Source organism: Cupriavidus sp. YR651 (assembly GCF_900101625.1).
In the GTDB taxonomy this organism is placed as follows: domain Bacteria; phylum Pseudomonadota; class Gammaproteobacteria; order Burkholderiales; family Burkholderiaceae; genus Cupriavidus.
Genome location: NZ_FMYZ01000005.1, coordinates 266,333 through 279,507, shown reverse-complemented (window position 1 = coordinate 279,507; position 13,175 = coordinate 266,333). Strand labels below are relative to the sequence as shown.

The 13,175-nt window shown below is 61.2% G+C and carries 10 protein-coding genes; 3 read left to right on the top strand and 7 right to left on the bottom strand.

Translation table 11 applies throughout. The features are described 5' to 3' along the window. Nucleotides 1-47 precede the first annotated feature (47 nt). Together BLR29_RS16335 and aspA are read right to left on the bottom strand one after the other, a co-directional pair. Entirely contained in the window at nucleotides 48-1,361 is a 1,314-nt protein-coding gene (locus BLR29_RS16335; protein ID WP_092138058.1) for a dicarboxylate/amino acid:cation symporter, read from the bottom strand. Nucleotides 1,362-1,416: 55 nt separating this feature from the next. Beyond that, nucleotides 1,417-2,850, bottom strand: a complete 1,434-nt coding sequence (gene aspA, locus BLR29_RS16330; protein WP_092138057.1) for an aspartate ammonia-lyase — start codon at nucleotides 2,848-2,850, stop codon at nucleotides 1,417-1,419. A gap of 255 nt (nucleotides 2,851-3,105) precedes the next feature. Between aspA and BLR29_RS16325 the strand changes: the two genes are divergently transcribed. After that, complete coding sequence (locus BLR29_RS16325) at nucleotides 3,106-4,059, top strand: LysR substrate-binding domain-containing protein (RefSeq protein WP_092138056.1); 954 nt, start codon at nucleotides 3,106-3,108, stop codon at nucleotides 4,057-4,059. A 13-nt stretch (nucleotides 4,060-4,072) separates the two neighbouring features. On the opposite strand, the gene pcp is transcribed toward BLR29_RS16325, so the two are convergent. After that, a complete protein-coding gene (gene pcp / locus BLR29_RS16320; RefSeq protein ID WP_092138055.1) occupies nucleotides 4,073-4,720 on the bottom strand; it encodes a pyroglutamyl-peptidase I in 648 nt (215 codons plus the stop codon). A gap of 92 nt (nucleotides 4,721-4,812) precedes the next feature. Between pcp and BLR29_RS16315 the strand changes: the two genes are divergently transcribed. Beyond that, nucleotides 4,813-5,748: a LysR family transcriptional regulator gene (locus tag BLR29_RS16315; protein ID WP_092138054.1), complete on the top strand. Its 936-nt coding sequence runs from the start codon at nucleotides 4,813-4,815 to the stop codon at nucleotides 5,746-5,748. Between the two features lie 1,563 nt (nucleotides 5,749-7,311). On the opposite strand, the gene BLR29_RS16305 is transcribed toward BLR29_RS16315, so the two are convergent. Beyond that, complete coding sequence (locus BLR29_RS16305) at nucleotides 7,312-8,850, bottom strand: sensor domain-containing diguanylate cyclase (RefSeq protein WP_092138052.1); 1,539 nt, start codon at nucleotides 8,848-8,850, stop codon at nucleotides 7,312-7,314. Nucleotides 8,851-9,064: 214 nt separating this feature from the next. Here BLR29_RS16305 and epsC point away from each other — a divergent pair, with 214 nt between their 5' ends. Then, nucleotides 9,065-10,000, top strand: a complete 936-nt coding sequence (gene epsC, locus BLR29_RS16300) for a serine O-acetyltransferase EpsC (RefSeq protein ID WP_092138051.1) — start codon at nucleotides 9,065-9,067, stop codon at nucleotides 9,998-10,000. Between the two features lie 54 nt (nucleotides 10,001-10,054). On the opposite strand, the gene BLR29_RS16295 is transcribed toward epsC, so the two are convergent. Genes BLR29_RS16295 through BLR29_RS16285 form a run of 3 tightly spaced genes read right to left on the bottom strand, consistent with a single transcriptional unit; the run spans nucleotide 10,055 to nucleotide 13,158 of the window. Beyond that, complete coding sequence (locus tag BLR29_RS16295; protein ID WP_092138050.1) at nucleotides 10,055-11,407, bottom strand: LLM class flavin-dependent oxidoreductase; 1,353 nt, start codon at nucleotides 11,405-11,407, stop codon at nucleotides 10,055-10,057. 2 nt (nucleotides 11,408-11,409) lie between these two features. Next, nucleotides 11,410-12,339 (bottom strand): TauD/TfdA dioxygenase family protein, encoded by a 930-nt coding sequence (locus BLR29_RS16290; protein ID WP_092138049.1) that lies wholly within the window; start codon nucleotides 12,337-12,339, stop codon nucleotides 11,410-11,412. 21 nt (nucleotides 12,340-12,360) lie between these two features. Next, entirely contained in the window at nucleotides 12,361-13,158 is a 798-nt protein-coding gene (locus BLR29_RS16285; protein ID WP_092138048.1) for an ABC transporter ATP-binding protein, read from the bottom strand. Nucleotides 13,159-13,175: the final 17 nt, after the last annotated feature.

Below are 13,175 nucleotides of genomic sequence, written 5' to 3'. Positions count from 1 at the left end.
TTTGGAGGATTTGGTTGTCGAGACTGACTTCAATACTCAGTTCAAGCTTAGGTGATGGATACGCGGTTTGTCGTCTGAACTGCGAGTACACCTTCTGCAGCGTCCACATCCTCCGCACCATGGGATGCAGGTGATGTTTCATTCTCAAGTTTGGCAACAACGGCCGTAGCGACGCTGTTTCCCACGACATTGGTAGCGGTTCTTCCCATGTCAAAGAACTGGTCGATACCGATGATGAGCAGCAAGCCAGCTTCCGGCAGATGGAACATGGGCAAGGTTGCCGCGACGACCACGAGCGATGCCCGCGCGACGCCGGCCATGCCTTTGCTTGTCACCATGAGAACCAGGAGCATGGTCAGTTGCTGCATCAAGCTCAGTTCGATGTTGTACGCCTGGGCGATGAACATCACCGCAAACGCCTGATACATCATCGACCCATCGAGGTTGAACGAGTAGCCCAGCGGCAGAACAAAGCTCGAGACGCGCTTGGACACGCCGAATCGCTCAAGGGCGGTAATGGTCTTCGGATACGCGGATTCGCTGCTGGCCGTGGAGAACGCAAGCAGGATGGGTTCGCGAATGAGCTTGGCGAGCTGACCCGTGCTGCGGCCGAGAAACAGAAAGCCCACGCCGAACAAGATTGCCCAGAGGATGGCAAGACCAAGATAGAACTCGCCAATCAGCTTGCCATAGCTGACGAGGACGCCGATGCCTTCCACGGTAATGGACGCAGCCATGGCAGCGAAGACACCAACCGGCGCGAAGCGCATGACATAGTCGGTGATGCGAAACATGACCTTGGTCAGTTCTTCAATGGCGCTGACGATGGTCGACTTGCCAGTGCCCTTGACGAATGCGAGTGCCGAACCGAAGAACAGCGAGAACACCAGGATTTGCAGTATCTCGTTGCCGGCCATGGCCTCGAAGATGCTCTTCGGGAACACATGGGTAATGAATCCCTTGAGACTGAAGTCTCCGGTCTTGAGATTCGTAGCTGCAGCACTCGCTTCGGGAATCGTCAGGTTCAGGTGCGCGCCGGGCTGGAACAGGTTGACCAGCAGCATGCCCAGTGCCAGGGAGATTGCCGAGGCAGAGACAAACCAGATCATGGCCTTGAGGCCGATTCGACCAACGGCGCCCCCGTCGGCCATGCTGGCCAGGCCGCCAACAAGGGTTGCAAATACCAGCGGCGCGATAATCATCTTGATCATGCGCAGGAAGATGTCGGTCACGATACTGAAGTAGCTGGCCATCTCCTTGGCCGATTGAGCATCCTTGGCTAACGTGTGGCACAGCCAGCCAACGGCTATACCCGCAACCATCGCGGCCACGATATGCGTGGTCAATCGTTTTGTGTTCATTGTTTCCTCCACCCACTGATAGTGTTGCCAGGAATTCTCGGGGTTCCCTGGTTCTTTACTTGCTGAAGGCGATCGGCGCGCGGGGAGCGGTTAGCACCTCGGGCCGAAGAATCTCGCTTAGCGCTTCCTTCGAGAGAAGGCCGCGCTCGAGAACGATGTCAGCCACCTTCCGTCCTGTTTCCAGGGCCTCTCTGGCGACTTCCGTCGAGTTGGCGTATCCGATATACGGATTCAGCGCGGTGACGAGCACGATGGAACGGTCCAGCATGTCGCGCATATGCTCGCTGTTTGCAGTAATGCCGCGCACGCACTTTTCTTCGAGCGTCGCGCAGGCCTGCGTCAGGTGGCTGATGCTCCGGAAGAGCGAGTAGGCGATGATGGGTTCGAAGGCATTGAGCTGCAGTTGGCCTGCCTCGGCTGCCATCGTGATGGTCATGTCATTGCCGATGACTTCAAATGCCACCTGGTTCACGACTTCCGGAATGACCGGGTTGACCTTGCCGGGCATGATGCTTGAGCCGGCCTGCACCGGAGGCAGGTTGATTTCACCCAAGCCAGAACGGGGGCCACTCGAGAGCAGCCGCAGGTCGTTGCACACCTTGGAGAGCTTTACCGCAATGCGCTTGAGGACGCCCGATAGCTGGACGAATGCGCCGCAATCCTGAGTCGCCTCGATGAGATAAGGGGCAGTGTGCAGCGGCAGCCCGCTGACGGCACACAGATGCTGCCGGACCAGTACCGCGTAGTCAGGGTGGGCGTTGATGCCTGTGCCGATGGCTGTGGCGCCAAGGTTCATCTCGCTAATCAGCGGTAGTGCCTCGCCGAGACGCTGCCGGTCTTCGTTGAGCATGACCGCATACGTGCCAAATTCCTGTCCCAGGGTCATGGGAACGGCGTCTTGCAACTGTGTCCGCCCCACCTTCAGCATGTCGCGGAACTCGGCGGACTTGCGGGCGAAGGACGACTCGAGCAGCGCCATCTGGTCAAGCAGGCGCAGCACGCTGCGATACGTGGCAATTTTCAACGCCGTCGGATACACGTCATTGGTCGACTGACTCATGTTGACGTGCTCATTCGGATGCAGCAGGTCGTATTCGCCGCGCTGGTGGCCCAGGATTTCCAGAGCTTTGTTGCAGACGACCTCGTTGGCATTCATGTTGGTCGACGTACCCGCGCCACCCTGAATGAGATCGACGGCAAACTGGTCGGCATGCTGGCCTGCGCGAATCGCCTTGCACGCCTCGATGATGGCGTTGCAGCGTTTTTCATCGAGCAGTTCGAGCTCGCGATTCGCAAGCGCCGCCGCTTCCTTGATGTCGACCAGGGCGACAATCAGTTCCGGATGCTTGGAAATCGGGTCGCCGGAGATGGGGAAATTCTCGAGCGCCCTCAGCGTGTGAATGCCGTAGTAGGCGTCTGCCGGAACCTCTCGGTAGCCCAGCAAATCATGCTCGCGCCGCGTTCCATTGAAAGTTTGTTGAATAGCCATCGCGTTCCTCATCAGTGCGCCTCGTTTGCGCAAACGGATTCTAGGAGCGCAAGAGAATCCACTTGATGAGGATGTAAAATGAAACTATTCCATACCAGAATAGTTTTAGAAAGTCGGTTATCGAGCTCTGCTTTCGCAGCGATTTTGTGCGCTAACCGGCTTTTTTGAGAGGAATGTCCCGGAATTTTCCGGGTTTACGATAAGCGAAGCTGGCTTCGCGAGATTCGTGGTCGTTCGGCCGCGCGGAGACGCACCATGCAGTTGAAGTGGATAGAAGACCTCCTGGCCATCGAGCAGACGCGAAGCTTCTCAAGAGCGTCCGAGCTCCGATTTGTGACGCAATCGGCCCTGTCACGAAGGGTCAAGTCGCTTGAGGACTGGGTTGGCGTAGAGCTCGTGGATCGCGGCACATACCCGGTGGAGCTAACCCCTGCTGGTCGACGATTCTGCGAGCAAAGCAAAGAGTCGGTCGGCGCTCTGACTGAACTTCGCTCGGAGCTGCGCCAGGAAGCGAGGATGCCGGGCCGGTCCATCCAGATTACCGCCGGGCATACGCTCTCACTGACCTTCTTGCCCAAATGGCTGAAGCAGTTCCATCAGCAGACCGGCGATTTCAATGCGCGGGTTGTCGCAGCCAACGTCCATGATGCCGTGGTGGCGCTGGCAGAAGGTAGTTGTGACCTGATGATTGGCTACCATCATCCACTGGTGCCGATTCTGCTCGACCGGGACAAGTTCGTCAGTCTTACGCTCGGTCACGAAGACTTCATTCCGGTATCTGCGCCGGACGACCGAGGGAAACCGCTTTTCTCCTTGCCTGGTTCACCTGACGCGCCACTTCCCTATTTGGCATACACGGCCACGACTTTCATGGGTCGTGTGGTCGAGATGATTCTGAACAGCTCAGATACTCCATATCACCTGCGAAGTTGCTATGAGACTGACATGGCGATGCTGCTGATGAAGATGGTCGTGGAGCGCTATGGAATTGCCTGGCTACCTGTCAGCGCGGTATCCGGGGAGATTGAAGCCGGGCGTCTCGTTCGCGCTGGCGGCGAAGAATGGAGTGTCCCGCTGGAGATTCGGTCGTATCGGGCCATATCGAACACAAATCCGACGATGCAAGACCTCTGGGCATCCCTGGATACGACCGTTTCGGTTGCCTTCCCCGACGACGAGCATGATCACGTAAGCAAACAAGGAGGGTGAGTGGCGTTATGCGTCAGTGCGTAGCGCCTCCCGCAACCTTGACATCCTTGGTGACGGCGAGAGAAGTGCCAATCATGACCTCGATGGCTTCTATCAGCGTATTGACGTCGAGGCTCGGTGCGCCGGGGTGGCGAGCTGCCATTTGCGGCAGGTATGGCACGTGGATGAAGCCGCCACGCAGGGAAGGGCGCTCCGTCGCAATGAAATGAAGCAACGAGTAAAAGATGGCGTTGCAGTTGTAGGTCCCCGCTGTCTGAGAGACGCTGGCGGGAATGCCCGCCTCGCGCAGCCGCTTTACGAGTGCCTTGATCGGCAGCGTTGAGAAGTATGCGGCTGGGCCGCCTTCGATCACAGGTTCGTCTACTGGCTGCTTTCCAGCGTTGTCGGGAATTCGAGCATCGACGACGTTGATGGCGACGCGCTCGACCGACACGTCGCAACGCCCACCAGCCTGGCCGAGGCACAGCACGAGAATTGGATCCGCCTCGGTGATGGCTTCGATTAGTGCTTGCCGTACTTCGGAAATCACGCAGGGGAGTTGTCGTGCCACCACACGCACGCCGCTGACCATTTGCCCGTGCACCGCCCGGGCAGCTTCCCAGGAGGGATTCAGCAATTCGCCATCGAAAGGCTCGATGCCGGTGACAAGCACTGTATTCATGAGCACAGTCCAGGTGGTGGATTGGAGCGCCCATCGTACGGATTTGCGTGGAATTCTTGAAATGGATATTCAATATCCGTTAAATTCACAGCATGAATCTGTCCCGTGTCGATCTCAACCTTCTCGTGGCCTTCGAGGCGCTGTATCAAACACGCAATGTCACGCTGGCCGGCAAGCGGCTGAATCGGGCCCAGCCGTCGGTAAGCAACGCGTTGACCCGGCTGCGGGTTCTATTTGGGGACGATCTGTTTGTGCGCAGCAATGCGGGTATGCAGCCGACTGAGCTTGCGCATACCCTGATGCCTGCGATATCGCTCGCTCTGGATCAGATTCGCCAAGCCATGGGCCAGTCGGTGGCATTCGACCCAGACGCACCGGCAGGGCGCCGCTTCACCATCGCAGCCAGTGACTATGCGGATATCGTCCTGCTTCCGCATGTCATCGGCCGACTCCGTCGATTGGCGCCCGGCATCGATTTGCGGATTATGGCTTTGGACCGGGTGTCCATCTATGAGCAACTGGATCACGGCATGGTCGGTGTCGCGATTGGCGGGCACCTCTCCGCGCCGAAGCGAATGGTGCGGAGCAAGCTTTTTGAGGAAGACCTGGTCTGTATTGCGAGTCGTGACCATCCGTTGCTCGGTGGGACCCGCCGCCGCCGTAGCCTGGACCTCGATACTTACTTGCGATTGCCGCACGCACTGTTTGTGCCGAGCGATGACGGGTCGCGGCGAGGTATTGTCGACGCCAAGCTGGACGGTCTGGGGAAGCAGCGACGCGTCGCTGCAACGTTTTCGCACATCGTAGCGTTACCGCTTGCTGTCGCTCACAGCGATCTGGTGGCAACGATTGCCAGGCGGGTCGCGCATCGCGTGGCATTCGCCAACTTGCAGATCCATGAGGTGCCGGCCGAACTCACCGGCATGGCTTTTGATATCGAATTGATTTACAACCGACGAACCCAAGCCGATGCTGCCGCCACCTGGCTAAGAGGCGAGATCAAGTCCGCGATAGCCGACATGCATTGAAACTCCACACGTGCATATGGGTGAACGGCGGGCACCATAGGGTCGCCAAGGATCGTCGAGCCATAGCGCCTCGCAAGGATGCGTTGGTGTCGAGCCCGCGTACCGTGGGCGCTAGTTAGCCTGAAAGGCGGCGTCCGACCCTAGGTGGCGATTAATGCCGGTGTGAGTCAATGGCGGATGGCGGCCGAAGCTAGTCGTCCGGCGTCTCTGCTTCATTTGCAACACCTCCACTGCTCATGCAGCGTCTAGTATGTTGCATCGACCGATTGAATCCACAACCCTTAGCGGCCAGCGGCGAGAGCGTGTGTCACTTCAACGGTTTCTCCCTTGCAGCAGTCCATCGATCGAGCGGAGAATTCTGATTCGATTTCGCTTGAGGGTGGCGAACTTCGGGATACGCCCCACGATTCTTGCAAGCCGCCAGTCGGACAACAGCAGCTTTCGCAGCAAAACCTTGTCTCCAGCGACAAGTGCGCGAATGGCAAATAGTTGCTCAGTGTTCCACGACCATAGGATGCCTTCCGGCACGCTGATCTTGATGCGCGCCGCTTCAGGCCACTGGACGGAAGTTGAAACTCTTCCGCAAGTTCCACAAGCGCCATGGCCCGCTATGAGGCCGCAGATATCCCCCCGAAGGACTAAATCCCCACTATCGGGATTGTGGCGGTGGGTTGGGGTCGGGGCGGGACGAAACGGGAGCGGTTGCCCACAACGGTCGCACAGGGCTTCAATAATCGGCGGGCGCTCGTATGCGTAGTACCTACTCTCTACCGGGTTCCAGAATCGTCGGATACTGCGACGTCGCGGAAAAATTGGATCGTCTGACATAGCGATAGTTGAAACCGTAGGCCCTAAAGTTGATTTCTGGCGCCACCTTGCCCCCACCAGATGCAAAAAGCTCGCGCAGACGGTACTCGCGGCTGCCACCAGCATCCTAGGCAGCTTACAGAAGGGTCAGGTTTCTCTGCCGGGCTCTGATTTTCTCAAACACCGGGAATGCTGAATCGAAATTGATCGCTGCGAACTATCGCAAGCGCGGGGTGGGGCGCGGAGGATATGGTTGCGGTACAAAACCAGGCACCTGGATGTACGGCGCGACGATATACGGGTATGGCGTAGATCCATTAGCCGGCTGCTCATAGGGTGCCGCAATTGGCTGTGTTGCGAAGACACCCTGGTGCGAAAGAGGCCCTGTATGCAACTCAGTCCCGTCGCTCCGGCCGTCGGTGATCCCGCGTTGGGTACTCAGAATCTGTGGTCGACTGCTTGCTTGTGGAGCGGCAATTACCGGAGTCAATCCCGCCGTCCAAAGCACGATTATTGCTGCGGATCTCAACATATTCACTCCTCATATTTCCACGCTCGAGCTGGCCAATACGGAGCACCTGCATGCCCATACTCGTCCTTCTGCCGGCAAGGCTGGAAGTCTCCGACTTCGGGGAGCAAGGTACTCAATCGACAATCATACCGGCATAGCCAGTATCCGTATTCACCCGGGATGTAGCAAGACAGCGGGCACCAACGAGACCAGGCTCTCCTGGGCGCCAGGAACCCGGTGCGGCCTTAAATGGCCATGATGGCCGTGACAGTGGCGTCGGCACTGGCCACGCGGTTCCGGCCGGTTCGCTTTGACTGGTAGAGTGCCTCGTCGGCGGCGCGCAGGAATGCGCGCAGGTCGGCGAAGGTGCGGCCGCCGCTTGCGTCGGTCGTATCGGTTACCGCGCCAATGCTGATGGTCAGTTCGCCGAACGTGCTGCCGGCGTTCGGGATTTGCATTGCCTGCACGGCAGCGCGAATGGTCTCCGCAACGGCTACGGCACCAGCCGCTTCGGTACTCGGCAACAGAATCGCGAACTCCTCGCCGCCATAACGGCCGGCAAAGTCTCCCGGCCGGCGGATGGTCTGCTGGATGCAACGCGCCACCGATGCCAGCGCGTCGTCGCCGGCCAGGTGCCCATAGCGGTCGTTGAACTGCTTGAAATGGTCCACGTCCACCATCAGCAAGGAGAGCGACTGATTATGGCGCCGGGCGCGGCGCCATTCCAGATCGGCGGCGTCGTCCAGCGCGCGCCGGCTGCCCAGGCCGGTCAGGCCATCGGTATCCACCATCAGGCGCAGGTGCCGTTCGATGTCCATGCGGCGGCGCCATTGGAGCGACAGCAGCACCGACAGCGCGATGACCAGCACGTCCATGGCAGCGATCAGCGCGGCGGATAGCCAGGCGCGGGCGCGCCAGGGCGCCAGCACGTCGTCGACGGACAAGCCCACCACGACAATCAGCGGGAAGCCGGGCACCCGGCGGAAGCTGTAGAGACGCTCCATGCCATCGAGTGCCGCCGTGCCAAGAAAGGTGCCATTTTCTCCCTTCAGCAGCGGCGCAAACGAGGGACTGCTAGAGATATTGCGCCCGATCGATGCATCTTCATATGGCCGGCGCATGACGATGGTGCCGTCGGTATGCACGAGCGTCAGCGAGCCTCTCGGCCCCAGGATCATGCCGTCAAAGAGCTTGCGGAAATAGTTCAGGCGCAATGTCCCCACCACGATGCCGGCAAAGCTGCCATCGGGCGCCGACAAGCGGCGGCTGATGCCGATCGACTTGTTATCTGCCGTCATGCGCGGCTGGAACGGCTGGCTGACGAACACGCCCGCGGTCGGCGACTTGAGGTGTGCCTGGAAGTAGTCGCGGTCGGCCACGTTCACCGGCCGGGGAGGCCAGATGCGCGAGTCCAGCACAAGGTCGCCGTGGGCGTCCGTGACCAGCAGCGACCCCATGTCCTCGGCATTCATCGACCAGTCGAACAGTAGCCGTTGGCGGACGGACGGCGTTAACGCCATGATCTGCGGGTCCTGCACGGCATCCGTGACACCGTGAATGGACAACTCGTAGATCTGCAGATTGCGCGTGATGCTGCGCTCCAGTGTCAGCGCAAGGTTGGACGAGGCCTGGCTGGCATGCTCGATGGCGTCCCGCCGCATCTGCATGAGGGCGACAGCGCCCAGCCCCGCGATGGCAACCGCCAGCACGATACTGGTGGCGACGATCAGGGCCGGCGGATTGATCCTGGTGCGGAAGCCTTTTCCTCTTGCGAGGTGGAACATTGGACGCAAAGGTGGCAAGACCTTGGTTTGGATAGCGCGTATTGTAATGCCGCAAGTGGGCGTGCCAGTGGCGCGGCTCTGAACCCGATGTTCCGCCGGCGCATTTGGATAGCCGGTTTTCCTGCTTGGGTTCCGGACGCCGTTCCTTCATAGTGGCCGCCTGACGGCAGCAGGCATACGCCTGCCATACAGAAAGGGAAGCAGGAGAACAACCGTGGCTGTGTTTGACGTAGCAGAGATTGTCGATGCGCTGCGCGCCGTGCGCCATCAGTGGCGCGAGGCGCAGAAGCGCTCGCTGGACCCGGGCGGCCGTGATCTGCCGGCGCGCGAAGCGCTAGGGGAAATCGTCGATACGCTGAAAGGCGTGCTGTTTCCGATGCGGCTGGGCCCGCCGGATCTGCGTCAGGAAACCGAGGACTTCTATGTTGGCCATGCGCTGAATGCGGCACTGCACGCGCTGTGGGCGCAGGCGCGGCTCGAGCTGCAATTCAAGGCGCGACACGGGCGCGTGGATGCTACGGAGATCGACGCGCGCGCGGACGAGGCCGTGCGTGCATTCGCCGGGCGACTGCCGGCCATCCGCCAACTGCTCGACAGCGATGTGCTGGCTGCATTTCATGGCGACCCGGCCGCCGGCAGCGTCGACGAGGTGCTGCTGTGCTATCCCGGCGTGCTCGCGCTGATTCATCATCGGCTTGCACATGAACTCTACAAGCTCGGCCTGCCGCTGCTCGCGCGGATCATCTCCGAGCATGCGCATGCGGCGACCGGCATCGATATTCACCCGGGTGCGCAGATCGGTGGAAGGTTCTTCATGGACCATGGCACCGGTGTGGTAATCGGAGAGACCGCGATCATTGGCGAGCGCGTGCGGCTCTATCAGGCCGTCACGCTCGGTGCCAAGCGTTTTCCGCGCGATGCGGACGGTCATCTGGAGAAGGGCCACCCCCGGCATCCGATCGTGGAGGACGACGTGGTGATCTACGCGGGGGCCACCATCCTCGGGCGGGTGACGCTTGGGCGCGGCGCGGTGATCGGCGGCAATGTCTGGCTGACCGAGAGCGTGCCGCCGGGCGCGCATATCACGCAGGCCACCTCGCGCCACGAGGCGCGGCCTGCCGGCGCCCCCGAATCACCAGGTAGCGTGTAGCCGGCAGGCACCCACACGCGCTCGATCGCAATGGCATCGCGCGTGGGTGATGGATCAGGCGGTCTTCGCGTGGTCGCGGCGCAAATGGCCGGGCCGCGCGAGTCCCAGGTGCTCACGCAGCGTGGTGCCCGTGTACTGATCGCGGAACAGGCCGCGCCGGCGCAGTTCGGGCAGCACCAGATCGATGAATTCATCGAGCCCGCCGGGCAACCATGGCGGCATGATATTGAAGCCATCGGCCGCCTCGCCCTCGAACCATGCCTGCAACTGATCGACAATCTGTACCGGTGTGCCATGAATGGACCAGTGGCCGCGCGCCGTCGCCACGCGCCGGCACAACTGGCGAATGGTCAGGCCTTCATCGCGCGCGAGGCCGGTCACCAGCTGGAAGCGGCTCTTCGCGCCATTGGGTTCCTGAAGGTTGTCCGGCAGCGGGTCATCGAGTGGATAGCCGCTGAGGTCGATTCCGCCCAGATGTTGCGACAACAGTGCCAATCCCACTGATGGCAGGATCAGATCCTGCAACGCCTCGAACTTCTCGTGCGCCTCCGCGGCGCTACGGCCCACGACCGGAAAGACGCCGGGCAGGATCTTGAGCTGGTCCGGTGAACGGCCGTAGCGTGCGAGCCGCCCTTTGAGCCCCTTGTAGAAAGCCTGTGCGCCCTCCAGCGACTGCTGCGCGGTAAAGATGACCTCGGCGGTGCGCGCGGCCAGTTCCTGTCCGGCTTCCGAGGAGCCCGCCTGTACGATGACAGGGTGACCCTGCGGCGGTCGGGAGACGTTGAGCGGTCCGCGCACCTGGAAATGCTTGCCCCGATGGTCAAGCCGATGCAGCTTGGTGGCGTCGAAGTGCACACCGCTGGCCTTGTCATAGACAAAGGCATCGTCCTCCCAGCTATCCCAGAGTCCGGTTACGACATCGACAAACTCCTCGGCACGCGCATAGCGGTCCGCATGTTCGGGGTGCTTGTCGAGATTGAAGTTGCGGGCTTCGGCGTCGGACCACGACGTCACCACGTTCCAGCCCGCGCGGCCGCCACTCAGATGATCCAGTGATGCGAACTTGCGCGCTACGTGGTACGGCTCGTTGTAGGTGGTGGACACCGTCGCCACGAGGCCGATGCGCTGCGTGACCGCGGCCAGCGCCGACAGCAACGTCAGCGGTTCGAACGTCGCCGCGCGGGCGGTGTGCGGCAATGTCGAGTCGTCCATGCCGCGAATGGCGACGCCATCGGCGAGGAACAATGCATCAAAGCCGGCCGCTTCGGCACGCCTGGCCAGCGCCGCGTAGTGGGCCAGGCTGCGGCCCGCGTCGGCATGCGCGTCGGGATGGCGCCATCCGGCGACATGGTGGCCAGTGGCCATCACAAACGCACCGAGGTGGAGCTGTCGTGAAGCAGAGGTCATGATCAGGCGGCCTTGCGTTGTTCGGTTGCGTGGGATTGCACAGGAAGTGGCTTGATCGCGCGGCTCGGCTGGCCGTCGACACCGACCGGTACGTCGCCGGCGATCGTTACGCGGCGCACCACGCGGTGGGCATCGCCATAGTCATTGATCGCATAGTGCTGCGTGGCACGGTTATCCCAGATCGCGACGTCGCCGGCCTGCCAGCGCCAGCGCACGGTGTTTTCGAGCCGATGCACGTGGCCCTGCAGCAGCGATACCAGATGCGCGGAGTCCGTCGACGAGTAACCCAGCAGTTTCTTGACGAAGTGACCCAGCACAAGCGTGCGTTCGCCGGTTTCGGGGTGCACGCGCACCACGGGGTGCTCGGTCTCGTAGACCGTGGAGGTAAAGACTTCGCGATAGCGGCGCGCACCTTCGCTGTCAGGTTGCGGCCGCGATGCCGCGTAGTCGTAGTCGTTGGTATGGAGCGCCCAGAGGTTGTCGGCAAGGTCGCGCAGCGGCGCCGGCAGATCCTGGTACGCCGTAGCGGTGTTGGCCCATACGGTGTCGCCACCCGCTGCGGGCACCTTGACCGCGCGCAGCACCGAGACCTGCGGATAGGCGAGGTCGAATGTCACGTCGGTATGCCAGGAATTGGCACGGCCGCCATGCTCGGAATCGAGCTCCAGCAGATAGCGCGTGCCGTCGCGTACGGGGACCGTCGGGTGTGCCACGGGCGTGCCGAACAGCTTGCCGAACGCTTCCTGCGTGGCATCGTCAAGGTGGTCCTGACGGCGGAAGAACAGGACCTTGTGCCGCAGCAGCGCGGCGCGGATCGCGTCAAAGGTGTTCGGCGGCAGATCGCCATCGAGCCGCACATCGCGGACTTCGGCGCCGATGCGGCCCGCTACCGGATGAATATCGAGATCGACCTGGGAAAGGGCTTGCGTCATCTGGATCTCCTGTGAGGACATTTAGTAAGACAGCGCTTCGTGTTGTTCAGGTGTCGTAGCAGTCTGCTGCGCGCCGAACTCGCGCATGACACCGTCCCGTACACGTGCAAAGGCGGCGGATGCGCGATCGCGCGGATGCGGCAGTTCCACTTGAAGGATGCGGCGGATGCGGCCGGGCCGCGGTTCCATGACCACGACCCGGTCGCCAAGAAACACGGCCTCTTCCACATCGTGGGTGACCAGGATCATCGTGATGCCCTCCGTCTGCCAGATTCGTCGCAGTTCCTGCTGCAGATGCGCGCGCGTCAAGGCGTCGAGCGCGCCAAATGGCTCGTCGAGCAGCAGGATGTCCGGCCGCGTGACCAACGCGCGTGCAATGGCCACGCGCTGCGACATGCCGCCCGACAACTGGTATGGATAGGCATTCTCGAAGCCGTTGAGACCGACGAGCTCGATATGCGCATGTACGATGCGGAACTTCTCGCCTTCGCTGATCTTGCTGTTGATCAGCGCGAGCGCGATGTTTTGCGATACCGTGAGCCACGGAAACAGCCGATGCTCCTGGAACACGATGCCGCGCTGCAGGCTGGTGCCCACCACGCGACGGCCATCCACGCGGATCTCGCCGCGATAGTCGTCCTCGAGGCCCGCCACAAGCCGCAGCAACGTGGACTTGCCGCAGCCGCTCGCGCCGACGATGCTCACGAATTCGCCGGGGGCGATTGACAACGAGATATCGTCGAGAACGGGCAGTGCCTTGCCCTTGACTTCGTATTGCTTGTGCAGATGCGTGATATTGAGGGTGCCGGCGTGGGGCATGACAACTCCGGTTGAAA

What these genes read in the sequence shown, in the direction of transcription:
- BLR29_RS16335 (WP_092138058.1), bottom strand. Translation starts at nt 1,361, where the DNA reads ATGAACACAAAACGATTGACCACGCATATCGTGGCCGCGATGGTTGCG.
- aspA (WP_092138057.1), bottom strand. Translation starts at nt 2,850, where the DNA reads ATGGCTATTCAACAAACTTTCAATGGAACGCGGCGCGAGCATGATTTG.
- BLR29_RS16325 (WP_092138056.1), top strand. Translation starts at nt 3,106, where the DNA reads ATGCAGTTGAAGTGGATAGAAGACCTCCTGGCCATCGAGCAGACGCGA.
- pcp (WP_092138055.1), bottom strand. Translation starts at nt 4,720, where the DNA reads ATGAATACAGTGCTTGTCACCGGCATCGAGCCTTTCGATGGCGAATTG.
- BLR29_RS16315 (WP_092138054.1), top strand. Translation starts at nt 4,813, where the DNA reads ATGAATCTGTCCCGTGTCGATCTCAACCTTCTCGTGGCCTTCGAGGCG.
- BLR29_RS16305 (WP_092138052.1), bottom strand. Translation starts at nt 8,850, where the DNA reads ATGTTCCACCTCGCAAGAGGAAAAGGCTTCCGCACCAGGATCAATCCG.
- BLR29_RS16295 (WP_092138050.1), bottom strand. Translation starts at nt 11,407, where the DNA reads ATGACCTCTGCTTCACGACAGCTCCACCTCGGTGCGTTTGTGATGGCC.
- BLR29_RS16290 (WP_092138049.1), bottom strand. Translation starts at nt 12,339, where the DNA reads ATGACGCAAGCCCTTTCCCAGGTCGATCTCGATATTCATCCGGTAGCG.
- BLR29_RS16285 (WP_092138048.1), bottom strand. Translation starts at nt 13,158, where the DNA reads ATGCCCCACGCCGGCACCCTCAATATCACGCATCTGCACAAGCAATAC.